The sequence below is a fragment of the Sphingomonas hylomeconis genome (assembly GCF_025370105.1).
Lineage (GTDB): Bacteria > Pseudomonadota > Alphaproteobacteria > Sphingomonadales > Sphingomonadaceae > Sphingomonas > Sphingomonas hylomeconis.
Genome location: NZ_JANQBK010000004.1, coordinates 364,591 through 387,468 on the forward strand (window position 1 = coordinate 364,591; position 22,878 = coordinate 387,468).

Below are 22,878 nucleotides of genomic sequence, written 5' to 3' on the forward strand. Positions count from 1 at the left end.
TGGAACATCACTTCCCGATGCAGAACTTCCCGAACAAGGCGTCGAGCATTGCCTCGGTATCGCTGTGGCCGGTGATGCGATCGATCGTCGCCAGAGCATAACGCAGCTGCTCGGCAATCAGCAGCGGGTCCTGATGGTCGCCGACCGTCCGCAGCAGCGCCGCCGCCTCTCCCGCCAGCGCACGCTGGCGCTCGTTCAACACGACCTCATCGAGCCGAGGCAGCAATTGCCGCGCACGGGATGCGATCCCCTGCCACAGGGCAGCGATGCCCGCCCCGGTCGCCGCCGAGACGGCAAGGTCGCGCCCTGCGGGCAACACCTCGCGTCCGGCCTCGTCGGCGCGCGAATGAACCCACAACGCCCCCCGCGGTGCGTCGCTGTCACCGAGCCATAGGAGCACGTCCGCGAAATCCATTGCCGAGCGCGTTCGCTCGATCCCCATCCGCTCGATCGGATCGAGCGTCACCGCCGCCAGCCCCGCCGTATCGGTCAGCACATAGGCGATCCCGTCGCGGTGCACGGGTGCGTCGATCCGGTCCCGCGTCGTCCCGGCGATCGGCGACACGATCGCCGCGTCCCGATCGATCAGCGCGTTGAGCAACGTGGACTTGCCGCTGTTCGGTGGGCCGGCGAGCACGACCCTTATGCCGTCGCGCAGGCGCTCGACGGGGGGCTGGCCGACCAGTGCGTCGATCTCGTCCGCCAGGCGCAAAGCCGCCACCTTTACCGCGTCGAGATCGGCGGCATCCACATCATCCTCGTCGGCAAAATCGAGCTCTGCCTCGACCCGCGCCGACATTGCGAGGATCCGGTCGGACCAGGTCGCGACATGGCGACGGAGGCCGCCCTCGGCAGTGAACATCGCCGCGCGGCGCTGGCTCTCCGTCTCTGCCGTGAGCAGGTCTCCCAGGCCTTCCGCCTCGGTCAGATCGATGCGGCCGTTGGTCAACGCCCGGCGTGTAAAGTCACCGGGCTGGGCAGGAGACAGGCCCGGCATCACCGCCAGGGTGCGCTCCACCGCAGCGACGACGGCGCGGCCACCATGGAGATGCAGCTCGACCAGATCCTCGCCGGTCGCCGTGGTCGGCGCGCGGAACACCAGCACCAGCGCGCGGTCGAGGATCGCCTGGTCGGCCGGATCGCGCAGCGCGCGGAGCGTTGCGCGCCGGTCGTCCGGCAATGGGCCGGCGAGCGCCGTCGCCGCGGCCAGCGCGTCCGGCCCGCTGATGCGCAGCACGGCGATCGCCGCCGGCGGCGCACCGCTGGAGACGGCGTAGATCGTGCTCATCGCGTCAGTCCGGCGTCTTGGTCGTGCTCGCCGTCTCGAACATCTTGCGCCAGAATCCCATCCCGGCATCGTTCATCGGCGCCCAGCTGCGCATCATGCCTTCGAGCAGATCGGGCGAGACCACGCCGTCCATCGCGCCGGTCAGCGAGGCGATATATTTCTCATGGACCGGCGTGAGGTCCGGCAGGCCCATCATGCGACGCGCTTCTTCCGGCGTGCAGTCCAGCTCGACATTGAATTTCATGGCACTGCATCTCCGCTTGAGCCGGCGTATCGCGCGGCATACCCTGTGGCCATGTATGCGCGCGACCGCGCCGCAACCGCAACGCCCAACCGCAAAGGAACCGCCCTTGACCACGATCACCATCGACACGCTCGACCATGACGGGCGCTTCGACGCCTATGTCGCCGAACCGGCAGGCACGCCGACCGCCGCGATCGTCGTCATCCAGGAAGTGTTCGGCGTGAATGCCGGTATCCGCAGCAAATGCGATGCCCTGGCGGCAAATGGCTATCTGGCGATCGCGCCCGACCTCTTCTGGCGGCTCGAGCCGGGAATCGAACTCGATCCCGATGTTCCGGAGCAGATGCAGCGCGGGCTCGATCTGTTCGGCAAGTTCGATCAGGATCTGGGCATCGCCGATATCGAGGCGACGATCCGCGCGGCACGCGCCAAGGTCGGCGGCGGCAAGGTCGGCGCGGTCGGTTATTGCCTTGGCGGGCGGCTGGCGTTCATGACCGCGGCGCGCACCGATATCGACGCGAGCGTCGGCTATTACGGGGTCGGCATCGATGGCCTGCTTGGCGAGAAGCACGCGATCGCGCGGCCGGTATTGCTGCACGTGCCGGTCGAAGATCATTTCGTCGACAAGCCGGCGCAGGCGCGGATGCACGAGGGGCTGGATGATCACCCGCGCGTGACGCTGTACGATTATCCCGGCGAGGATCACGGCTTCGCGACGGAATTTGGCGACCGGCGGTCGCCCGCCGCGGCGGACCTTGCCGATGGCCGGACGGCGGCGTTCTTCGCCGAGCATCTCAAATAAGCGAACCGGCGGCGGGCAGCGCAAATGCTGCCCGCCGCCGCCCGATCCGGTCAGATCGGGCAGGGACTGGCGTTACGCGATCGCGCCGATCAACGGCTGCACATCGTGAAAGCCTTCGAAAATCATCTTGCCGGCGACATAGACGATGATGACCAGCCCGACCCAGGCGATCCAGCGATAGCGCTCGATATATTTGGCGATCACATTGGCCGCGAGGCCCATCAGCGCGACCGACAGGATCAGCCCGATGACCATGATGCCGGGATGCTCGCGCGCTGCGCCAGCGACGGCGAGCACGTTATCGAGGCTCATCGACACGTCGGCAACGGCCACTGCCCAGGCAGCGGCAAGAAAGCTCTTCGCAGGGCGAATGCCGCTATTCTCGTCGCCATCCACTTCCGGCGATCCGCCCGGTGCGCCCTTGGGGCGCAGTTCGCGGTACATCTTCCACGCCACCCATAGCAGCAGCAGACCGCCACCGAGCACCAGACCATAGCTTTTGAAGCTCTCCAGGCCGTACAACACGGCAACCGCGAAGATGATGCGCAGCACCAGCGCGGCGAGAATACCGATCAGGATAACCTTGCGGCGCTGATCGCTGGGCAGGCCGGCGGCAAGCGCGCCGACGATGATAGCGTTGTCACCCGCGAGTGCCACGTCGAGCAGCACGACGGTGGCGAAGGCGGTCATCGCGGAGGCGGTGCCGATATTGGCGAAGTCGCTGACGATGTGATTCCACAGCCAGCTGAGCGACATCGGCTCGACCGTGGGAAGGGCGGCGGCCAGCAGGGCAAGGATGCTCACAAGGGGGTCTCCGGGGGCGTGGTGATCGAGATCAACGTAAAGGGGTGGGCGACGGTTGCCACAAAAAAGGCGTGGGCAATGCCCACGCCGTCGGCCGGGCGACACGCGCCGGCCAGACCGCTGCGCGCCTGATCCAGCATGGCTGGATCGGGCGCGCGCACCGTCACTGGTTCATGCTGTCGAAGAAGTCCTCGTTGGTCTTGGAATCCTTCATCTTGTCGAGCAGGAATTCCATCGCGTCGATCGTGCCCATCTGCATCAGGATGCGGCGCAGCACCCACATCTTGCTGAGCTTGACCTTGTCGACCAGCAGCTCGTCCTTGCGCGTGCCGGACTTGCCCACGTCGAGCGCCGGGAAGACGCGCTTGTCGGCGACCTTGCGGTCGAGCACGATTTCCGAGTTACCAGTGCCCTTGAATTCCTCGAAGATCACTTCGTCCATGCGGCTGCCGGTGTCGATCAGCGCGGTGGCGATGATCGACAGCGAACCGCCTTCCTCGATGTTGCGCGCGGCACCGAAGAAGCGCTTGGGGCGCTGCAGCGCATTCGCGTCGACGCCGCCGGTCAGCACCTTGCCCGAGCTCGGCACAACGGTGTTGTAGGCGCGGCCCAGGCGGGTGATCGAATCGAGCAGGATCACCACGTCCTTCTTGTGCTCGACCAGGCGTTTGGCCTTTTCGATCACCATCTCGGCGACCTGCACGTGGCGCTGCGCGGGTTCGTCGAAGGTCGAGGAGACGACCTCGCCCTTCACGCTGCGCTGCATGTCGGTGACTTCCTCGGGACGCTCGTCGATCAGCAGGACGATCAGGAACACCTCGGGATGGTTCTCGGAAATGGCGCGCGCGATATTCTGCAGCATCACCGTCTTGCCGACGCGCGGTGGCGCGACGATCAAAGTACGCTGGCCCTTGCCCTGCGGGCTGACGATATCGATGACGCGCGCGGACTTGTCCTTCTGCGTCGGATCGAGCGTGTCGAGCGTGAGCTTCGATTCCGGATAGAGCGGCGTCAGATTGTCGAAATTGACGCGGTGGCGCACCGCTTCGGGATCGTCGAAATTGACCTTGGACGGCTTCACCAGCGCGAAATAGCGTTCGCCATCCTTGGGCCCGCGGATCTCGCCCTCGACCGTGTCACCGGTGCGCAGCCCGAATTTGCGCACCTGGTTGGGCGAGACATAGATGTCGTCGGGGCCGGCGAGATAGTTCGACTGCGGGCTGCGCAGGAAACCGAAGCCATCGGGCAGCACTTCGATCGTGCCCTCGCCCATGATCATCTCGCCCTCTTCGGCCTGGACCTTGAGGATCGCGAACATCAGGTCCTGCTTGCGCAGCGTCGAGGCGCCTTCGACGCCGAGCTCCTCCGCCATGCTGACCAGTTCGGCCGGTTTTTTGTTCTTGAGGTCTTTGAGATGCATGGGATCAGCGTCCGGCTAGTCTGGGGAGTGGGCATCGAGGGGGTGCGCGAAGAACTCGGGCAAGCGATGCGGGAGGAGGATGCCGACGCGGAGAAACCGTGTGCCGACAGTGGCAGGGGGTAAGAGAGGGCAGGGCCCAAGTCAACGGGGTTGTGACGTTGGGTGCGAGTACCCGTCTCCGCCCCACCCCGGCGAACGCCGGGGCCCAGTTGGGAAACAGAGGTAACTTCGGCTGCGCTTTGTTATATCGGCCATCGCGACTGGGCCCCGGCGTTCGCCGGGGTAGGGTCGGAAGTTGGCTCGTATTAGATTAGAACGGCTTCACGATCACCAGCACCACGATCACCGCGGCGGTGACCGCCGGGATTTCGTTCAGCATGCGCAGCGTCTTGCCGCTCAGCGTCGGCTTGTTCGCCGCGAGCTTCTTGGCATAGCCGACCGCCCAGCCGTGATAGCCGCTCAGGCCCAGCACGAAGAGCAATTTGGCGTGCAGCCACGGCTCGGCCCAGTGCTGCCCGATCGTCGCCAGCGTGAGGCCGAGCAGCCAGACGATGATCATGGCGGGCGAGAGGATGATCTTGCGGATCTTGCCCTCGCGCTCGACCCACAGGGCTGCCTCCTCGGCCCGGCCGGCGGCGAGCGCTTCCTGGTGATAGACGAGATAGCGCGGCAGCATGAACAGGCCGGCCATCCAGAAGATCACGAAGATCACATGCGCGGCGAGATACCAGTTATACGCCACGATCAGTCGCTCCATCATGTACGTACCCGCGCGAGGAGCGCCTCGACATGTTCTATGGGGGTGTCCGGCAGGATGCCATGCCCCAGGTTGAAGATATGCGGGCGATCCACGAACGCCGCAAGCACGCGATCGATCGCCTCGTCCAGCGCCGTGCCGCCGGCAATCAGGGCAAGCGGATCGAGATTGCCCTGCACCGGCATGTGCTTGGGCAGATTGGCGTCGGCCCAGACCGGATCGACCGTCTCGTCGAGCCCGACCGCATCGACGCCGGTTTCGCGCGCATAGGCGGGCAGCTTGCCGCCGGCGCCCTTGGGGAAACCGATGATCGGCGTCTCCGGGTGGCGTTCCTTCAGCCCCGCGACGATCGCCGCATTGGGCGCGATCACCCAGCGCTCGAACTGCGCCGGGCTGAGCGAGCCGGCCCAGCTGTCGAACAATTGCACCGCCTCCACGCCGTTTTCGATCTGCGCAGAGAGATAGTCGACCGTCATCGCCGTGATCGCGTCGATGATCTCGGCGAACGCCAGTGGATCGCGATAGGCGGCGCGGCGGGTTTCGCCCTGGTCCTTGCTGCCCTGCCCGGCGACCATATAGGTCGCGACCGTCCAGGGGCTGCCGGCAAAGCCCAGGAAGGTGGTTTCTGGCGGCAGCGCAGCCGCGACCCGGGCGACGGTGGCATAGACCGGATCGAGCCGCTCAGGGACGGCCGCCAGGCTCGCCAGTGCCGTATCCATCAGTGGCGGTGCCAGGCGCGGTCCCTCGCCCACACCGAAGCTCAGATCTTGGCCCAGCGCCCAGGGCACCATTAGGATATCGGAAAAGAGGATCGCGCCATCGAAGCCGAACCGGCGGATCGGCTGCAGCGTCACTTCGGCCGCCGCTTCCGGGTCGGTGGCCAGCGCCAGGAAGCCGCCTTTCTCCGCCCGGAGTGCGCGATATTCGGGAAGATAGCGGCCGGCCTGGCGCATCAGCCAGATCGGGGGCGTTTCGGCTCGCATACCCTTGAGCACGCCGAGCAGCGGTTTCGATTCAGATGTTATCGACAAGCTGGTCGATCCCTATTTCTACTAAGAATTAGATTCTTAAAAAGGATGTAGCGGTTGTTGGCGCGTTGATCCCGGGGCTTATGCGGTCATGCCCGAAATGCCAACAGCTTGACGGCCGCCGACCCGCACAGCGCCTGCGATTCCCGCCCGCCGTCCACGTTTTCCACAGGCTGTGCACGGATATCGCGGCTGGGCAGGGAATTGTGGACAAGTTGCGGCTTATCCCCGGCTTGGCGGGGGGCTTCGGTTGCGCTAGCGATTTTGCCGATGTTGTCCACAGATCCATCCTGAACCGTGCGATTGCACCTCCATCTGCTGTCGGATTCGACCGGCGAGACGCTCGAGAACATCGCCAAGGCGGCGCTCGCGCAATATGACGATGTCGAGACGATCCGCCATTTCTGGCCGATGGTACGCACCGAGGCGCATCTCGAACGGATCCTGCAGGAGATCGCGCAGAATCCGGGGCTGGTGATCTTCACCCTGGTCAACAGCACGACGCGGCGCACGCTGGAGGCACGCTGCCGGGCGCTCGGCCTGCCCGCCGTCGCGCCGCTCGACGCGGTCAACGATGCGCTGTCCGGGCTGCTCGGGCAGCAGGCCAAGGCGCGGCCGGGGCGGCAGCATGTACTCGACGAGGCCTATTTCGACCGCGTCGAGGCGATCCAGTTCACCATGGCGCATGACGATGGGATCAATTGGGAGAATTGGGAGGCAGCGGACATCGTGCTGGCCGGCGTGTCGCGCTCGTCCAAGACGCCGACCTCGATCTATCTCGCCAATCGCGGCTATCGCACCGCCAATATCCCGATCGTGGTGGAATCGCCGCCGCCGACCCTGCTCTATACGCTCAAGAATCCGCTCGTCGTCGGGCTGACGACCAGCGCCGATCGGCTGATCCAGGTGCGGCGCAACCGGCTCTTGTCGCTCAACCAGGCGCCGGAAACCGATTATGTCGACCAGGAGGCGGTGACGCGCGAAGTGGCCTATGCGCGGCGGATGTTCGCCGACAATGGCTGGCCGGTGATCGATGTCACCAGGCGATCGATCGAGGAAACGGCGGCGGCGATCATCGCCCTGGTGCAGGAACGCCGCGGCGAACAGGGTGGCGAATGAGAATCGTGTTGGCGTCACAAAGCGCGTCGCGGCGCGCGATGCTGTCGGCGGCGGGCGTACCGTTCGAGGCCGTGTCGGCCGGAGTGGACGAGGAGGCGGCGAAAGCGGGCCTGCGTGATCTCAACGCGCGCGACCTGGCCGATGCACTGGCCGAGCTAAAGGCATTGCGCGTGTCGGGGCGCGATCCCGAGGCGCTGGTGCTCGGCAGCGATTCGGTCGTCGCGCTCGAGGACGGCACATTGCTCGACAAGCCCGAGACGCGCGCGCAGGCCGCCGAGCATCTGCGGCTGATGTCGGGCAAGCGCCACGAGCTGGTCAGCGCGGTGGTGATCGCCGAACAATGCAAGCCGGTATGGCGCGTGGTCGACCGCGCCAAGATGCATGTCCGGCCGCTGTCCGACGCCTTTATCGAGACCTATCTCGATGCGGAATGGCCGGCGATCGCGGGCTGTGTCGGCTGCTACCGGATCGAAGGCCCGGGCGCGCAATTGTTCGCACGGATCGAGGGCAGCCAGTTCACCGTGCTCGGGCTGCCGCTGCTGCCGGTACTCGATTATCTGCGGGTGAGAGGAATGATGCCGTCATGACGCAGGCCTTTGCCGAGGTGATCGGCGATCCGATCACCCACTCCAAATCGCCGCTGATCCACGGCTTCTGGCTCGACGCGCTGGGCATCGATGCCGCGTACCGCGCGACGCACGTCACGCCAGCGGACCTCGGCGCGTTCCTCGCCCAGCGTCAGGCCGATCCGGCGTGGCGCGGGTGCAACATCACCATCCCGCACAAGCAGGCGGCGCTTGATCATGTTGCGGATCCCGGCGGGGTGCGATCCTCTATCGGCGCGATCAACACCGTGTTCCGTAGCGACGACGGCACGTTCATCGGCACCAACACCGATGCCGGCGGCTTTTACGCCCCGATTGCCGATCTCGATCTCGCCGGCCAGCCGGTGGTCGTGATCGGCGCGGGCGGCGCGGCGCGCGCGGTGCTGTTCGCACTGTCGCGGGTCGGCGTCGGGCCGGTCACGATCCTCAACCGCAACGTGCTGAAGGGCGCGGCCCTGCTGTCGTCATTTGGGCTGAAGGGCCAGGCCTTGCCGCTCACGGCCGCGCTGCCGGCGGCGGCGTTGCTGGTCAATACCAGCGCGCTGGGCATGGTCGGGCAACCGCCGCTGGAGATCGATCTGGCGCCATTGCCGGACGATGCCCTGGTATATGACGTGGTCTATGCGCCGCTCGAGACGCCGTTGCTGCAGGCCGCGCGGGCGCGCGATCTGGACACGGTCGACGGGCTGGAGATGCTGGTTGGCCAGGCGGCGTTGGCGTTCGAACTGTTCTTCGGAGCAGAGCCGCCGCGCGACCGCGACGAGGAATTGCGGGCATTGTTGAGCGCATGATCGTGCTCGGCCTCACCGGGTCGATCGGCATGGGCAAGTCGACCGTGGCGGCGATGTTCGCCGCGCGCGGCGTGCCGGTGTTCGATGCCGATGCGGCGGTGCACCGGTTGCAGGGCGCGGGCGGCAGGCTGGTCGCCGAGATCGAGGCGTTGTTTCCCGATACGACCGGCGCCGAAGGCGTGAACCGCACCGCCCTCGGCGAGGCGGTGCTCGGCGATACCGCAAAGCTGCGGCAGCTGGAGGCATTGGTGCATCCTGCCGTTGGGGAAGAGCGCGCGGCCTTCCTGGCTGCACATCAGGACGCGCCGCTCGTCCTGTTCGACATTCCGCTGCTGTTCGAGACCGGCGGCGAGTCGCGCGTCGACAAGGTCGCCGTGGTCAGCGCGCCCCCCGAAATCCAGCGCGCCCGCGTGCTGGCGCGGCCCGGCATGACGGCTGCGCGTTTCGAGGCGATCCTGGCGCGGCAGACCCCCGATGCCGAGAAACGCGCGCGGGCGGACTTCGTCATTGCGACGGATTGTTCGCTGGCCGAGACGCAAGCCGCGGTGGACGCGGTGATCGCTTGCCTGATCGGCCCGGACGGCCGATAACCTGCGCAATGCGCGAGATCGTTTTCGATACCGAAACTACCGGGTTCAGCTTTGCCGATGGCGACCGCATGGTCGAGATCGGCTGTGTCGAGCTGGTCAACAAGGTCGAGACCGGACGCACCTATCACGCATATTTTCATCCCGAACGCACCATGCCGGCCGAGGCGCAGCGGGTGCACGGCCTGTCCGACGTGTTCCTTTCCGACAAGAAGCTGTTCCGCGAACATGCGCTCGATCTGATCGAGTTCATCGGCGATTGCCCGCTGGTCGCGCACAATGCCGGGTTCGATTTCGGTTTTCTCAACGGCGAGTTCGGCAGGTGCGGCCATCCGCATATCGGCCTGCACCGTATGGTCGACACGATCGTGCTGGCGCGGTCGCGCCATCCCGGCGCCAAACATAGCCTCGACGCTTTGTGCAATCGCTACGGCATCGATCGCAGCCACCGCGTCGTCCACGGCGCGCTGCTCGACGCGCAACTGCTGGCGCAGGTCTATGTCGAACTGACCGGCGGGCGGCAGATCGGGCTCGGCCTGATCAGCGAAAAGACCGAGGTCCAGACCAGCTTTCAGCCCGAGGCAGGCCCGGCGACTCCGCGGCCGGTACGCACTTTTGCTGCGTCCGAGGCGGAACTTGCGCGGCACGCAGCGTTTATCGAAAAGCTCACCAAACCAATTTGGGAGCAAGTCTAGGGAGATACTCGTACGAGTATGGGGGGGTCGGGGCGTCCGATTGACGCCGCTACCGGGGGCGCGCACGTTGCGTTCCCCATCAAGGAGAATGCTCATGGAAATCCGGGTCTCGGGTCATCAGATCGCCACCGGCGACGCGTTGAAAACCCATGTCGAGGATCGGCTTCAGGGCATCGCCACCAAATATTTCGCGCGCGCCATTTCCGCGCATGTCACGTTCGGCAAGGGGCCGCACGATTCGATCACCTGCGACATCGTCGCGCATGTGATGCAGGGGTTGGTGCTCAAGGGCAGCAATGACGGGCGCGACGCGCACGTCGCGTTCGATGGCACGGCCGACAAGATCGAGAAGCAGCTGCGCCGCTACATGCGCCGTCTGAAGGATCGCAACGGCGGCACGTCGCAGGAGGTCCAGGAGGCCGGCGCCTACGACAATGCCGGCTATACGCTGTTCAAGGAGGGGCCGGAGGATGTCGAGGCGGAGGATCATCCGCTGATCATCGCCGAGACTCGCGTCGACGTGCCCGAATCGAGCGTGTCGGATGCGGTGATGATGCTCGATCTGCGCAACACCACGGCCTTGCTGTTCAAGAACAGCGGATCGGGCGCCTATAATATGGTGTACAAGCGCGGTGACGGCACGATCGGCTGGGTCGAGCCCCAACGCGGCGCCTGACACCGCCGCACGGCCTTTCGCTCGCGCGCGTTCGGCGCTAAGCCGCGCGGGCGAGGGGCTGATCACCATAATGATGACCGATTTCAGCGATCTGTTGCTGCCCGACACCGTCATCCAGGGTGTCGCGGCGGTCAGCAAGAAAGCGTTGCTGCAGCAATTGGCGGCAGCGCTGGCGACGGCGCACGACCTCGATCCGAAAATCGCGACCGAGGTCCTGCTCGCGCGCGAAAAGCTCGGATCGACCGGGTTTGGCGGCGGCGTGGCCATCCCGCATGGCAAACTGCCCGGATTGCCGCACGTCGTCGGTCTGTTCGCGCGGCTGGCGCAGCCGGTCGATTTCCTCGCGATCGATGATCTGCCGGTCGATCTGGTATTCGTGTTGCTCTCGCCGACCGATGCCGGCGCGGAACATCTCAAAGCGCTGGCGCGGGTGTCGCGTCGGCTGCGCGATCGTGCGTTCGTCGCCAAGCTGCGCGGCGCCGGATCGCGCGATGCGCTGTATGCCTTGTTGAGCTCGGACGAAGCGCGCGATGCCGCCTGAGGCGATGCTGGAAGGCGAACAGGCGCATTTCCGCGCGCTCGAATCGCTATACGCCGCGGCGCCGATCAACCGCCTGTTCGAATCGACGCTCGAAATCCCGCAAAGCGGTGTCGCGCGCATTAGCTTCGATATCGACGAACGCTATTTTCATGCCGGCGGCGCGGCACACGGCACGAGCTATTTCAAGATGCTCGACGATGCCGCTTTCTATGCGGCGAACAGCCTGGTGACCGATCGCTTCCTGCTCACCACGGCGTTCAACTTGCTGCTGACCAAACCGTTGAAGGCGGGGCCGGTGATCGCCGAAGGACGCTGGGTCAGCGGGCATCGCCGTGTGTTCGTTGCTGAGGCGCGGCTGATCGACGCGGACGGTGAGGAGGCGGCGCGCGGTACCGGCACGTTCATGAAATCGCGTATCCCGCTGGCAGGCTTGCCCGGCTATCGCGCGGCACCATGAGCGCGCGATTGCCGAGTAGCGTTCTGGTCGGCGCGTTGCTTCGGCGGGCGAACGACAGTGGCGGGATGGGCATGATGCTCGCGCGCGGCGAGCCGACCGGCGGGGCGATCCTCGTCGTGGCGCTCGAAAACGGCGGCAATCCGCGGATGCTGGAACGCGGGATCGGACCGGACGGCAAGGTCGCGTTGCTGATTTCACCACAACCCGTCGAGGATCCTGCCGCGCTGACCCACTATTGGCAGCGGCGGCGCAAGAACGATCCGGACCTGTGGGTGGTTGAACTGGACAGCCCGTTTGCCGAACGGTTCGCCGCTGAAACGATCCTCGACGGTTGACCGCTTGCCGCGTCCCGGCCACAGGCCGCAACATTGTTTAATGGCGTTGTGTCGAGACGGGTGCGATCCGGATCGATTACGCAGTCGGGGGGCACGCCCGGACGATCTCTTGGCCTCGGCCAATACGGATCGCTTCCGCGCACCAACCGCATAATACGAAGATTGAATGTCGTTTTTACAACGCGTCGCGACGCTCGCGACGATGGCCTTGGGCACTGCCTTGATCGGCGTCAGCAGCCCTGGCCTTGCTTCTCAACTGGATCAGACCCTCAACGTACCATTGAGCGCTCAGGTTCCAGAAAATTCCGCTCTCGCTGCCGTACCGGCCGAGGCGATGCCTGCCCCGATGGCCCAGCCGGCCGTGGTGCAGACGGAAGATGAAGAAGAATTCGATAGTCTGTCCGAAGCGGTCGCCGCGCAGAGCGCGCCTGACGCCTTGAACGACGAGCTCACCTGCCTCGCCGGCGCGATCTATTTCGAATCCAAGGGTGAGCCGCTCCCGGGCCAACTCGCCGTGGCCGAAGTGATCATCAACCGGGCCAAATCGGGTCGCTTCGCCAAATCGGTGTGCGCCGTGGTTACCCAGGCCGGCCAGTTCTCGTTCGTACGTGGCGGTCGTATCCCCGCCATCGCCAGCAACGCCAATTACCGCACCGCCATCGCCGTCGCCCAGGTCGCATTGCGCGATCAGTGGGACAGCCCGGCACCCAAGGCGCTGTATTTCCATGCCCGCCGCGTCTCGCCGGGCTGGCGGATGACCAAGGTCGCGTCGATCGGAAATCACGTCTTCTACCGCTGATCGGGCGGTTTCGGCTTTACCTGTTCGTGTAATGTTCTAAATCGGGCGGATGCTTACTCCGCCCGTTTCCTGTGTCGATGCCCCGGGCTCGCCGCTCTGCGCGGCCGATGTCGCGCGCGGCACGACCCGCATGCTGCTGCGCCATGATCTCATTGCGATGGGGGAGGTGCCGCTGGATGGGGGGCGCCGCGCCGATCTGATGGCGATCGATTCGCGCGGGGCGATCATCATCGTCGAGATCAAGGTATCGCGCGCCGATCTGCTCGGCGACGGCAAATGGGGCGACTATCTCGGCTGCTGCGATCGCTATTACTGGGCGGTGCCGGCGGGGTTCGATGCCTCGCCGCTGGACGGCGCGGCGTTCCTGCCGGCGCGGACCGGGATCATCATCGCCGATCGCTATGATGCGGCGATCGTGCGCGAGGCGCATAGCGAACCCTTGTCGGCGGCAACCCGCAAACGTTGTACGCTGGCTTTTGCGCGGCGTGCCGGACGGCGGCTGATCGGGGCGCTCGACCCCGATGCCGACGGCCTCGCCTGGCCTTAGAATTTCGGGCCGGAAACGGCCGCTTTGGGCTTCTTGGGGGCGGCTTCCAGTTCCCGCGCGACGGCCGGCGTGCGCGTATCCTGCGCGGCATAGGCGCGCGCCGACATGCCGGTCAGCAGATCGGCCTGGTCGGGATTGGCGCCGGCATCGAGCAAGGTGCGGATCAGCGGCAGATTGCGGCGCCGGACCGCGACGATCAGCGCCGTCTCGCCGTTGGAATTGCCGTAATTGACGTTCGCCTTGTACTTGATGAACGTCTGCACCAGATCCTCGCGCCCGCGATCGGCGGCCAGCACCAGCGGCGCGGTGCCGGCATTGTCGCGCACATTGGGGTTGGCGCCGCGGCTCAGCAGATAGGCGAGATAATCGCCATTGCCGCTCTTGGTGACGACGTGCAGCGCGGTTTCGCCGTCGGTCACCGAGCGCGTGTTGATCACCACCGAGCCCGGCCTGTTGAGCATGTCCTCGACTTCCTTGCCCTTCTCGCCGCGCACCGCCTCGAGGAATTTATACCCCTCGGACTGGTTCTGCGCGTGCGCCACAGGGGCGAGCAGGGCGAGCGCGGCGGTCAGGGCGATCGCGGAAAGACGGGAAGACATCGGCGGATAACCTCTTGGGATATACGGGCTGAACTTGCGCGACGGCGCTTAACAGATCATGGCTGGCGGCACCATGAACCAGATTGCCCGCTTCGCCGCCGCGCTGCTGATCGCGGCGCTGCCGATCGCCTGTTCCGGCCCCGCCGCGCCGCCCGCCCAGGCCCCGCTCGACGGCGCGCGGATCGGCGGCCCGTTCACGCTGACCGACCAGAACGGCCAGCCGTTCGGCGAGCGCAATCTCGCGGGCAAATACCGCATCATGTATTTCGGCTATACCTTCTGCCCCGACGTCTGCCCGGTCGACGTGCAGAACCTGGCCGCCGGGCTGCACGTGCTGGAAGGCGAGAATGCCGCCGCCGCCGCCCGCATCGTGCCGGTGTTTGTCTCGGTCGATCCGGCGCGCGATACGCCCGCTGTGCTCAAGCAGTTCGTCGGCAATTTCCACCCGCGCATGGTCGGGCTGACCGGCAGCCCGGCGGCGATCGCGGCCGTCGCCAAGGATTATGCGGTCTATTACCAGAAGGGCGAAGCCCAGCCGGGCGGCGGCTATCTGATGGATCACAGCCGCGTCGCCTATCTGATGAGCCCCGAAGGCAAGCCGATCGCATTGCTGCCGCATGACGGCACCCCCCAGGCGATCGCCGCCGAACTGCAGAAGTGGGTCCGTTGAGCGCCGCCTTCTGGGAAGACACGCCGCTCGACCAGCTCGACCGCGGGCAGTGGGAAGCCTTGTGCGACGGCTGCGGCAAATGCTGCCTGCACAAGCTCGAAGACGAGGAGACCGGCGAACTGCTCGCCACCAACGTGTCGTGCCGCCTGCTCGACCGGCGCACCGCGCAATGCTCGAACTACAAGCACCGCCATGCCTTCGTCTCCGAATGCGTGCGGCTCAGCCGCGACAATGTGCACGAGATCGACTGGCTGCCGGAGACCTGCGCCTACCGCCTGCGGCGCGAGGACGAGCCGCTGCCGCGCTGGCACTATCTGGTGTGCGGCGATCGCGATGCGGTGCACCGCGCGGGCGAATCGGTGCGCGGCTGGACGGTGTCCGAAGTCGATGCCGGCGAGCTGGAGAATCATATCGTCGATCGGCGCCTGTGAGTGGCGATGTCGAGATCGTCCGCAACGCCCGGTCGCGGCGCGCCAAGCTGTCGGTCGATCCGGCCAGCGGTCGCGTCCGGCTGACGCTGCCACCGCGCGCGCCGCTCAAGGCGGCGTTGCGCTGGGCGAGCGAGCAGCGCGAGTGGATCGATCGACAGCGCGCGCGGCTGCCGCAGGCGCGGCCGTTCGTGCCGGGCGCCACGCTGCCGTTCGACGGCATGGAACTGCGCATCGACTGGGCCGAAACCCGCCCCCGCACCATACGACGCGACGACGACGCCTTGTTCTGCGGCGGGCCGCTCGACGGGCTCGCGCGACGGATCGAATTGTGGCTGAAGCGCGAGGCGCTGCGCGTGCTGAGCGCCGAAACCGCCGAATTCGCCGCCCGCGCCGGCGTGACGGTCAGCAAGGTCGCGATCGGCGATGCCAAAGCGCGCTGGGGCAGTTGCACGTCGTCGGGCGTGATCCGCTACAGCTGGCGGCTGATGCTGGCGCCGGCCTTCGTGCGCCGCTCGACCGTGGCGCACGAAATCGCGCATCGCCGGCATATGGATCACAGCCCGGCGTTCCACGCGCTGGCCGATGCGCTGACGGAAGGTGATCCGGCCGAGTCGCGCGCCTGGCTGCGCGCGCACGGCGCGGCGCTTCACTGGGTCGGTCGGGCGTCCTGAGAGCGGATCACGTTGCGCTCGACGGTCCGGTCCGGCGGTGGCGCGGCGGCCGGGCGCGGGACCGGGGTCGGGCGGGGTGCCGGCGCCGGGGTGCGATCGAGCACCTTGTCGATCCAGTCCTGATCGAGCCGCTCGGGATTCTGTTCTGGCGTCGGCTGCGCCGGCATCGGCATCCGCTCGCCGCCTTCCTGTGATCCGTCGTCGGGCACGGGTGCGGTGCCGGGATCGATCGGATTGCCGTCTGCATCGACGAACACGCCATTGTCGGGCTGGCCGAAATAGCTCTCCTCGTCCGGCTCGAGCTGCCATTCGGGCAGCGTGACCTGCGTGTCGAACTGTTCGACCGGGCGATTGGCCACCGCCGGCTTCATGAACGCGGCAAAGGCGCGCGCCGGCGCGGTGCCGCCCTGCAGCCCGGGCACGACCTTGGCATCGTCGCGGCCCATCCACACGCCGGTGGTCAGCCCGCTCGAGAAGCCGACGAACCAGCCGTCCTTGTTCGACGAGGTCGTGCCGGTCTTGCCGGCGACCGGCCGGCCGATCTGCGCGGCCTTGCCGGTGCCGGTGTTGACCGCGGTCTGCAGCAGATCGGTCATTTGTTGCGCGACATAGGGGGCGACCAGCACCTGGCTCGTATCGACCGCCTGGGCGTAGATCGTCTCGCCCTGCGCGGTAACCTTGGTAATCCCGTAAGGGGTGACCGCGACGCCCTTGTTGGCGACGCTGGCAAAGGCGCGCGTCATGTCGAGCAAGCGGACGTCGGACGTGCCGAGCACCATCGCCGGGTGCGTATCGACCGGCGTGGTGATGCCGAAGCGGCGCGCCATATCGGCGACGGTGCCGAAGCCGACCTCCTGCCCGAGCTTGGCGGCCACGGTATTGACCGAATAGGCAAACGCGGTGCGCAGCGTCATCTCGCCGCGATTGGCGCCGGACGCATTGCGCGGGCTCCAGCCGTTGATGTTGATCGGCGCGTCGACCACCTTGTCCTCGACCTTGTGGCCCGCCTCGAGCGCGGCAAGATAGACGAACAATTTCCATGCCGAGCCGGGCTGGCGCACCGCCTGGGTGGCGCGGTTATAGTTGGACGAGACATAATCGGTGCCGCCGACCATCGCGCGGACCGCGCCGTCGCGATCGATGCTGACCAGCGCGCCCTGCGCGTTCCTCGGCGCATTGGCGCGGATCGCGGCATCGGCCGCGCGCTGCATGTTCAGATCGAGCGTGGTCCACACTTCCAGCGGGCGGGTCGTCTCGTCGATCAGCGTCTCGAGCTGCGGCAGCGCCCAATCGGTGAAATAGCGCACGCTGTTCTGTTTCGGCTCCGGTGCCAGCGCAACGCTCTTGGGATTGGCCGACGCGGCCTCGGCGGCGGTGATCTTGCCGGTTTCCTGCATCAGCTGGATGACCACGCCGGCGCGGCCGACCGCGGCCTCGGCGTCGGCGGTGGGGGAATAGCGTGACGGCGCCTTGACCAGCCCGGCGATGACCGCCGCTTCGCTGAGGCTCAGCGTATTGGCGCCGTGCCCGAAGAAGCGGCGCGACGCGGCGTCGATGCCGTACGCGCCACCGCCGAAATAGACCTTGTTGAGATACAGTTCGAGGATCTGATCCTTGCTGAACTTGCGCTCCATGGCGAGCGCCAGGATCGCCTCGCGCGCCTTGCGGCCGACATCGTATTTGTTCGACAGGAAGATCGTGCGCGCGACCTGCTGCGTGATCGTCGAGGCGCCCTGCAGGCGGCGGCCGGTGCCGCGATTTTCGAAAGCGAGCTTGGCGGAACGGGCCAGGCCGATCGGATCGACGCCGAGATGCGAGCGGAACCGGCGATCCTCGACCGCAACCATCGCGTCGCGCATCACGGTGGGGATCTGCTGGTAATCCAGCCATTCGCCATAGCTCGGCCCGAGCGAGACGATCACCGTACCATCGGCGGCGTGCACGCGGATCATCTGCCCGTTGGGCGACGATTTCATGTCGTCGAAGCTCGGCAATTGCGCGCGCGCGACATAGACGGCGATGACCAGCCCGATCAGCGCGAGCACACCCAGCCCGACAAGGATCTTCAGCGCCAGCGCGAAGCGGCGACGCCATGACGGACGGGTCTGGGAGGATTTCTTGCGGGCCATGGAGCGTCGATACGGATAGGCGCTATATGGGGGCTGAACAAGCGGCTCTTCGGCCTGCAATTTCAGACCGGATTGGCGCCGATTCGTGTCGCGCGCGCGAGCAGATCGATCAGCACCGGCGCATGATGGGCCAGCGGCAGCAACGTGCGTGCCAGGGCGGGGCGCTCGGCGACGTCGCGCACCAGCCCGGCGATGCCGATCGGCCGCGCCAGGTCGCCGGCCAGCCGCCGCTGGAACGCGCCGGCGGCAGGCGCCCCCCCGCGGACATAGGCCTGGGCCGCACGGATGCCGCTGGCGATCGCGATGCCCATGCCTTCGCCGGCCAGCGACGGGATGACGCCAGCCTGGTCGCCGAGCCGGAAAAGCCCGGACTCGCCGGTCCTGGCCCGCCAGCCATAGGGAATGTTGGCCACCGCATCGATCGCGCCGGGAACGCGCCAGGCGAGGCGGTCGGCCAGGTGCGGGCGTTCGGCGCCGAGTTCGGCGAGCAGTTTTTCGGGATCCCCGGCCGCGCTCAGCCGGGAGCGATGAACGGCCATGCACAGATTTGCCGTGCCGTCCTCCTGGCGCACGATCCCGGCATAGCCGCGATCGAACAGGTGCAGCTCGATCGTATCGCCGACCAGCGCGTCCAGCGTCGGCGACGGGCCGAGGCGCACGCGCAGGCCAAGCGTCGGATCGGCCCCCCGCGCCGATTCGGGGCGCGCCAGCCCGCGAATGTCGTGCTTGCCGCTGGCCAGGAACAGCGCGTCGGCCGCGATCGTCGTGCCGTCGTGAAGTCGCGCGGCGCGACTGGTCGTTTCCCGCACCGTCACGCCGCGCTCGATCGCCGCGCCGGCATCGGCGGCGCGCGCGAGCAGCAGCGTATCGAGATGGCGGCGCGACACGCCGTGCGCCGGGCGGGGCAGCGGCGCTTCGGCGATCCGATCGCCGGCGAACAGGCGCACGCGGGTGACGCGGGCCGGGCCCAGCGCGTCGGGCATGATGCCCAGGCTGGCGAGCGATTCGAGCGTGCGCCAGCTGAGGAAACCGCCGCACAGCGCGTCCCCGGTCTCACGGCTGCGCTCGAGCAGCAGATGCGGCGCGCCGGCCAGCGCCAGCCGGATCGCCGCACTGGCGCCGGCCGGCCCGCCGCCGACGATCAGCGCAGGCGTTCGACGCACAGGCGAAACGGGAAGGCGCGATAGACGCGTGCCTTTGAGATGCCGGCGTCCGCCAGCAAGGGTGGCCATTCGGCCGGGCGATAGGCGCGCGCGATCGATAGCTGTCCGTCATGGCGGACGATCCGATGCCATCCGAACAGCCGGGCGAGCAGCGGGAAGCCGCGATAGGCGAAGGCGTGGCGGTGCAGATCGTTGATCAGCCAGCCCCTGGCGGCGCCTCCCTCCATCGCGCGCAGGAAATCGACCAGCTGGGTAGGCGTCATGTGATGCGCGACGAGGCTGCTGATCACGAAATCCACGCCCGCCAGGTGATCGGCATAATCGCCGGTGATCCAGGTGATCGGCAGGTCGGGCGGGGTATGGGCGCGGGCGGCGCGTTCGCTGCGCGGGTTGAGGTCGACGCCGATCAGCTCGGCGGTGATGCCGCGCTTTTGCGCCCAACGCGCGATCCGGCGCAGCATGTCGCCGTCACCGAAGCCGACGTCCAGCAGCGTGAAACGGGTCATGCCCTGCGTCGCGCGGGCGAGGAAATCGAGCGTCGGGCGCGCGGCCATCGTGATCACGTTCACCTTGGCCAGATCGGCGACGACATCGGCATAGGTGTCGGCGTCGAGATCCTCGGCATCCATCAGTTCGTCGGCGATGGCGCGCTCGGCGAGCATCATGGCACGCTCGCAAAGGCAAAGCCTTCGGCGGCGAGGCCGGGGCCGAAGGCCAGCGCCACGCCGTCCTGGATCGGCGGCCCCGCCAGCAGCCTGGCCAGCACGAACATCAGGGTGGCGGATGACATGTTGCCGTTTTCGGCAAGCACCGCGCGGGAGGCGTCGAGTGCCGCGGGGGGCAGGGTAAGACCGTGCTGGACGGCATCGAGGATCGAGCGACCGCCGGCATGCACCGCCCAGCCGTCGATCTCCTGCGGCGCGCGGCCGCCGGTCGCGGCCACGGCAAAGGCGGGATCGACCAGGGCCTGCGCGATGCGGCCCGGCACTTCGCCGGACAGGTGCATCGCAAAGCCCTGATCGGTGATCGCCCAGCGAATCAGGTCGTGCGTATCGTCGAGCGTGGTGGCGAACGGCTGACCCAGCCTGAAGCCGCTCGGATCGGCCGTGACGAGCGCGGCCGCGGCGCCGTCGCCGAATTGCAGCATGGCAAGCAGCGGTTCGATCTCGGGCGTGTCCTGCAGGTGTAGCGTAGAGAGCTCGACACACAGGACCAGCACGCGTGCCGCGGGCTCCGAGCGGACCAGATGGCGTGCGGTGCGCAACGCGGCGACCGCGGCGTAGCAGCCCATGAACCCGATCAGCAGCCGCTCGACCGAGGGGGTGAGGCCCAGCCGGCGGGCGATGAGCTGATCGATGCCGGGCGCGACGAAGCCGGTGCAGCTGGCGACCACGACATGGGTGATCCCGCCAAGATCGACCTGCGCGCGCAGGGCCTCGATCGCGGCCAGGCCGAGCGTCGGGGCGGCGTCGGCGTACAGCTCCATCCGCGCGGCGGTGCCGGGCAGGATCGCGTCGGCGTAGAAGCCGCCGGGATCGACCGGCGAACCGCCATCGGCGCCGACCGGCAGCACCGACCAGCGATGGCCGATCCCGGCGCGGGCGGCCATGCGATCGAACAGCTTTGCGGATCTGGGGTCGGTCAGCCGATCGCGCGCCCAGCCGATAAAGGCATTGTGGATGTCGTGTGGCGGAACGGCGGTGCCGATCGCGTTGATATAGGCGTGCTGGGCAGAATGTCGGGACAAGGGCGGCCTTTGGACGCGCGGCGTCGGATCGCCGCGTCGATTAAGCACAACGCTACTCTTCTGCACTCGATCCGCCAGCGCCAATCGAGCGGGCTCGATTTTGGGCTGGGGAGAGTTGGTGCGGCCAAGAAGACTCGAACTTCCACGGGCTTTCGCCCACAACGACCTCAACGTTGCGCGTCTACCAATTCCGCCATGGCCGCACATAACACCGCCGGCAACGCCCGGCAGGCTGGTAGGCGAGCGCCCCTAGCAAGCGCTGGCGGGGATGGCAAGCGGGGAAGGCGCGGTTGTGACGCGCGCCGTCTGCCCGCACGGTGATCAGCGCGGCGTGCCCGAGAAACTCAGCACCAGTTTCTGCGAATTGACCGGCACGTCGAGCTTGGCGCTGTTGAAATCGACCGATCCGCGCGGCGGCAATGCGGTCGCCTCGGGGCGGATCGTCCAGCCATAGACGATCCGGCCCTGCGCATCGCGCAGTTCGGCGCGGATGTCGGGCACCGCCTGGTGCGTGTCGGTGGGATTGACGATGCGGCCGCTGATCGCGAACATCTCGCTGCCATTGGCGAGGTCGCGGCGCTCGATCGGATTGTCGATCAGCCTGAGCGGCGTTTCGGCCGGCGCGATCGCGATGCCAAGCCGCGTGGCGATGCCGTTACCCCCGGTATAGATCAGCGCCCCCAGGGCAATCAGCATCGCCAAGCCAGCAACCACCGCAATAATCGTCCAGCGCCGCGCTGGATTGCGCCGCGCGCGGAACGGCGGTTCGTGCGCGAAGGCATCGTATTCGGGCGGAATAGAGGGATAGACTACGTCGCGCGCCGTATCCGCGGAGATTGCCGGCTCGGTCGTCACCACCGGCGCGGCGGGGGCGGGCACGGCGATTTGTGGCGCGGGCGCTGGGGCGACGGGCGGTGCCGCGGGTTCGCTAGGCGCGCCGGGCGTGACCGGCGCTTCGGCGCGGGCGACGAGATCGAGCATCGCGGGCGGCTGGAACCAGCTGTGGCGGCACGCCGCGCAGCGCACGGTGCGCCCTTCGGGACCGATCGCCGTATCGGGAACGACGTATCTAGTGCGGCATTCGGTGCATTCGAGGATCATAGAAACGCTTCACGCTGTCGCCCCGGCACCCCCGGCTGCATCAAAACTAAACACCCGATAGGCCATTGGCGCAAGGGCATGTAAGCCCCTGCGCTTGCTGCGCGACCGACGAACGTGCGATGACTGGTCAGGGGCAGTATGATTTCAAGAAGCGGGCGTCAGCCGTAATGGCCAATATCGTGCAGTTCGAAAATGTCGGCCTCCGCTACGGCACCGGGCAGGAAACCCTGTCCGACATCAGCTTCACGCTGGCCAGCGGCTCGTTCTATTTCCTCACCGGCGCGTCGGGCGCAGGCAAGACCTCGCTGCTCAAGCTGCTGTATCTGGCGCAGCGGCCGACCCGCGGATTGATCCGGCTGTTCGGCGAGGATGCCGTGACGTTGCCGCGCAAGCGGTTGCCCGGCTTCCGCCGGCGGATCGGCGTCGTGTTCCAGGATTTCCGTCTCGTCCCGCATCTCTCCGCCTACGACAATATCGCATTGCCGCTGCGCGTTTCGGGCGTGCCCGAGAGCGATATCGAAGCGCCGGTGCGTGAAATGCTCGCCTGGGTCGGCCTGACTGAGCGCGCGAAGGCCAAGCCACCGACGCTGTCGGGCGGCGAGCAGCAGCGCGTGGCGATCGCGCGCGCCGTGATCGGCCGGCCGGAAATGCTCGTCGCCGACGAGCCGACCGGCAATGTCGATCCCGACATGGCCGAGCGGTTGCTGCACCTGTTCGATTCGCTCAACCGGCTCGGCACCACCGTGGTGGTGGCAACGCACGATTTTCACCTGCTCGGGCGGATTCCCAACGCGCACATGATGCGGCTCGACAGCGGCAAGTTGCTCGATCCGACCGGATCGCTGCGCTTTCCGCCGCCCAAGCCCGCATAA

At 67.0% G+C, this 22,878-nt stretch carries 30 protein-coding genes and 1 tRNA gene; 16 read left to right on the forward strand and 15 right to left on the reverse strand.

Translation table 11 applies throughout. The features are described from left to right. Positions 1-7: 7 nt before the first annotated feature. Together mnmE and NV401_RS08280 are read right to left on the reverse strand one after the other, a co-directional pair. Complete coding sequence (gene mnmE, locus NV401_RS08275; protein WP_261293920.1) at positions 8-1,288, reverse strand: tRNA uridine-5-carboxymethylaminomethyl(34) synthesis GTPase MnmE; 1,281 nt, start codon at positions 1,286-1,288, stop codon at positions 8-10. Positions 1,289-1,292: 4 nt separating this feature from the next. Then, positions 1,293-1,532 (reverse strand): DUF6489 family protein, encoded by a 240-nt coding sequence (locus NV401_RS08280; protein ID WP_261293921.1) that lies wholly within the window; start codon positions 1,530-1,532, stop codon positions 1,293-1,295. A gap of 106 nt (positions 1,533-1,638) precedes the next feature. On the opposite strand from NV401_RS08280, the gene NV401_RS08285 reads away from it, so the two are divergent. Then, positions 1,639-2,334 carry a dienelactone hydrolase family protein gene (locus tag NV401_RS08285; protein ID WP_261293922.1) on the forward strand — a complete coding sequence of 232 codons (696 nt, stop codon included), beginning with the start codon at positions 1,639-1,641 and terminating at the stop codon, positions 2,332-2,334. Between the two features lie 72 nt (positions 2,335-2,406). Here NV401_RS08285 and NV401_RS08290 read toward each other — a convergent pair whose 3' ends face one another. The 6 genes from NV401_RS08290 to NV401_RS08315 all read right to left on the reverse strand — a co-directional run bounded on the left by NV401_RS08290 (position 2,407) and on the right by NV401_RS08315 (position 6,624). Then, a complete protein-coding gene (locus NV401_RS08290) occupies positions 2,407-3,090 on the reverse strand; it encodes a YjbE family putative metal transport protein (protein WP_261294068.1) in 684 nt (227 codons plus the stop codon). Positions 3,091-3,134: 44 nt separating this feature from the next. Continuing rightward, positions 3,135-3,305, reverse strand: coding sequence for a hypothetical protein (locus tag NV401_RS08295; RefSeq protein ID WP_261293923.1), 171 nt, complete (start codon positions 3,303-3,305; stop codon positions 3,135-3,137). Next, entirely contained in the window at positions 3,302-4,558 is a 1,257-nt protein-coding gene (rho, locus tag NV401_RS08300) for a transcription termination factor Rho (protein WP_261293924.1), read from the reverse strand. The genes NV401_RS08295 and rho overlap by 4 nt, the downstream gene beginning before the upstream one ends. Positions 4,559-4,868: 310 nt before the next feature. Further along, a complete protein-coding gene (locus NV401_RS08305) occupies positions 4,869-5,315 on the reverse strand; it encodes a CopD family protein (RefSeq protein ID WP_261294069.1) in 447 nt (148 codons plus the stop codon). Continuing rightward, positions 5,315-6,346: a uroporphyrinogen decarboxylase gene (gene hemE, locus NV401_RS08310; RefSeq protein WP_261293925.1), complete on the reverse strand. Its 1,032-nt coding sequence runs from the start codon at positions 6,344-6,346 to the stop codon at positions 5,315-5,317. The genes NV401_RS08305 and hemE overlap by 1 nt, the downstream gene beginning before the upstream one ends. Positions 6,347-6,432: 86 nt before the next feature. After that, on the reverse strand, positions 6,433-6,624 hold the full coding sequence (locus tag NV401_RS08315; RefSeq protein WP_261293926.1) for a hypothetical protein: 192 nt from the start codon (positions 6,622-6,624) through the stop codon (positions 6,433-6,435). Positions 6,625-6,640: 16 nt separating this feature from the next. Here NV401_RS08315 and NV401_RS08320 point away from each other — a divergent pair, with 16 nt between their 5' ends. The 11 genes from NV401_RS08320 to NV401_RS08370 all read left to right on the forward strand — a co-directional run bounded on the left by NV401_RS08320 (position 6,641) and on the right by NV401_RS08370 (position 13,495). Then, entirely contained in the window at positions 6,641-7,462 is an 822-nt protein-coding gene (locus NV401_RS08320; RefSeq protein WP_261293927.1) for a pyruvate, water dikinase regulatory protein, read from the forward strand. Further along, positions 7,459-8,049, forward strand: a complete 591-nt coding sequence (locus tag NV401_RS08325) for a Maf family protein (RefSeq protein ID WP_261293928.1) — start codon at positions 7,459-7,461, stop codon at positions 8,047-8,049. The genes NV401_RS08320 and NV401_RS08325 overlap by 4 nt, the downstream gene beginning before the upstream one ends. After that, entirely contained in the window at positions 8,046-8,858 is an 813-nt protein-coding gene (locus NV401_RS08330) for a shikimate dehydrogenase family protein (protein ID WP_261293929.1), read from the forward strand. Before NV401_RS08325 ends, NV401_RS08330 begins: the two co-directional genes overlap by 4 nt. After that, entirely contained in the window at positions 8,855-9,448 is a 594-nt protein-coding gene (coaE, locus tag NV401_RS08335) for a dephospho-CoA kinase (RefSeq protein WP_261293930.1), read from the forward strand. The genes NV401_RS08330 and coaE overlap by 4 nt, the downstream gene beginning before the upstream one ends. Positions 9,449-9,456: 8 nt before the next feature. Continuing rightward, the gene (dnaQ, locus tag NV401_RS08340) at positions 9,457-10,140 is read left to right on the forward strand and encodes a DNA polymerase III subunit epsilon (protein WP_261293931.1); all 684 of its coding nucleotides are present in this window, start codon (positions 9,457-9,459) and stop codon (positions 10,138-10,140) included. A gap of 94 nt (positions 10,141-10,234) precedes the next feature. Then, on the forward strand, positions 10,235-10,816 hold the full coding sequence (gene hpf / locus NV401_RS08345; RefSeq protein WP_261293932.1) for a ribosome hibernation-promoting factor, HPF/YfiA family: 582 nt from the start codon (positions 10,235-10,237) through the stop codon (positions 10,814-10,816). Between the two features lie 73 nt (positions 10,817-10,889). Then, positions 10,890-11,357 (forward strand): PTS sugar transporter subunit IIA, encoded by a 468-nt coding sequence (locus NV401_RS08350; RefSeq protein WP_261293933.1) that lies wholly within the window; start codon positions 10,890-10,892, stop codon positions 11,355-11,357. Next, positions 11,347-11,814 carry a PaaI family thioesterase gene (locus NV401_RS08355; protein ID WP_261293934.1) on the forward strand — a complete coding sequence of 156 codons (468 nt, stop codon included), beginning with the start codon at positions 11,347-11,349 and terminating at the stop codon, positions 11,812-11,814. Before NV401_RS08350 ends, NV401_RS08355 begins: the two co-directional genes overlap by 11 nt. Beyond that, a complete protein-coding gene (locus NV401_RS08360; RefSeq protein ID WP_261293935.1) occupies positions 11,811-12,149 on the forward strand; it encodes a DUF1491 family protein in 339 nt (112 codons plus the stop codon). Before NV401_RS08355 ends, NV401_RS08360 begins: the two co-directional genes overlap by 4 nt. 166 nt (positions 12,150-12,315) lie before the next feature. Next, positions 12,316-12,948, forward strand: a complete 633-nt coding sequence (locus NV401_RS08365; RefSeq protein ID WP_261293936.1) for a cell wall hydrolase — start codon at positions 12,316-12,318, stop codon at positions 12,946-12,948. Positions 12,949-12,997: 49 nt separating this feature from the next. Continuing rightward, positions 12,998-13,495 carry an MmcB family DNA repair protein gene (locus tag NV401_RS08370; protein WP_261293937.1) on the forward strand — a complete coding sequence of 166 codons (498 nt, stop codon included), beginning with the start codon at positions 12,998-13,000 and terminating at the stop codon, positions 13,493-13,495. Here the strand turns inward: NV401_RS08370 and NV401_RS08375 are convergent. Further along, a complete protein-coding gene (locus NV401_RS08375) occupies positions 13,492-14,094 on the reverse strand; it encodes an ankyrin repeat domain-containing protein (protein ID WP_261293938.1) in 603 nt (200 codons plus the stop codon). The two genes, NV401_RS08370 and NV401_RS08375, sit on opposite strands and share 4 nt — an antisense overlap. Before the next feature lie 58 nt (positions 14,095-14,152). Between NV401_RS08375 and NV401_RS08380 the strand changes: the two genes are divergently transcribed. From NV401_RS08380 to NV401_RS08390, 3 genes are read left to right on the forward strand one after another with little or no spacing between them, the layout of a single operon-like run. Next, entirely contained in the window at positions 14,153-14,764 is a 612-nt protein-coding gene (locus tag NV401_RS08380; protein WP_261293939.1) for an SCO family protein, read from the forward strand. After that, a complete protein-coding gene (locus NV401_RS08385) occupies positions 14,761-15,195 on the forward strand; it encodes a YcgN family cysteine cluster protein (protein ID WP_380815544.1) in 435 nt (144 codons plus the stop codon). Before NV401_RS08380 ends, NV401_RS08385 begins: the two co-directional genes overlap by 4 nt. Beyond that, entirely contained in the window at positions 15,192-15,866 is a 675-nt protein-coding gene (locus NV401_RS08390; protein WP_261293941.1) for a M48 family metallopeptidase, read from the forward strand. Before NV401_RS08385 ends, NV401_RS08390 begins: the two co-directional genes overlap by 4 nt. Here NV401_RS08390 and NV401_RS08395 read toward each other — a convergent pair. The 6 genes from NV401_RS08395 to NV401_RS08420 form a co-directional block, all read right to left on the reverse strand. Next, positions 15,842-17,995 carry a transglycosylase domain-containing protein gene (locus NV401_RS08395; protein ID WP_261293942.1) on the reverse strand — a complete coding sequence of 718 codons (2,154 nt, stop codon included), beginning with the start codon at positions 17,993-17,995 and terminating at the stop codon, positions 15,842-15,844. The two genes, NV401_RS08390 and NV401_RS08395, sit on opposite strands and share 25 nt — an antisense overlap. Positions 17,996-18,057: 62 nt before the next feature. Beyond that, the gene (locus NV401_RS08400) at positions 18,058-19,158 is read right to left on the reverse strand and encodes an NAD(P)/FAD-dependent oxidoreductase (RefSeq protein WP_261293943.1); all 1,101 of its coding nucleotides are present in this window, start codon (positions 19,156-19,158) and stop codon (positions 18,058-18,060) included. After that, positions 19,137-19,823 (reverse strand): methyltransferase domain-containing protein, encoded by a 687-nt coding sequence (locus tag NV401_RS08405; RefSeq protein ID WP_261293944.1) that lies wholly within the window; start codon positions 19,821-19,823, stop codon positions 19,137-19,139. The genes NV401_RS08400 and NV401_RS08405 overlap by 22 nt, the downstream gene beginning before the upstream one ends. Beyond that, entirely contained in the window at positions 19,820-20,905 is a 1,086-nt protein-coding gene (locus tag NV401_RS08410) for a type III polyketide synthase (protein ID WP_261293945.1), read from the reverse strand. The genes NV401_RS08405 and NV401_RS08410 overlap by 4 nt, the downstream gene beginning before the upstream one ends. 116 nt (positions 20,906-21,021) lie before the next feature. Then, a tRNA-Leu gene (locus tag NV401_RS08415) sits at positions 21,022-21,108 on the reverse strand. A 118-nt stretch (positions 21,109-21,226) separates the two neighbouring features. Further along, on the reverse strand, positions 21,227-22,006 hold the full coding sequence (locus NV401_RS08420; protein WP_261293946.1) for a zinc-ribbon domain-containing protein: 780 nt from the start codon (positions 22,004-22,006) through the stop codon (positions 21,227-21,229). Between the two features lie 167 nt (positions 22,007-22,173). Here NV401_RS08420 and ftsE point away from each other — a divergent pair, with 167 nt between their 5' ends. Beyond that, positions 22,174-22,878, forward strand: coding sequence for a cell division ATP-binding protein FtsE (gene ftsE / locus NV401_RS08425; RefSeq protein ID WP_261294070.1), 705 nt, complete (start codon positions 22,174-22,176; stop codon positions 22,876-22,878).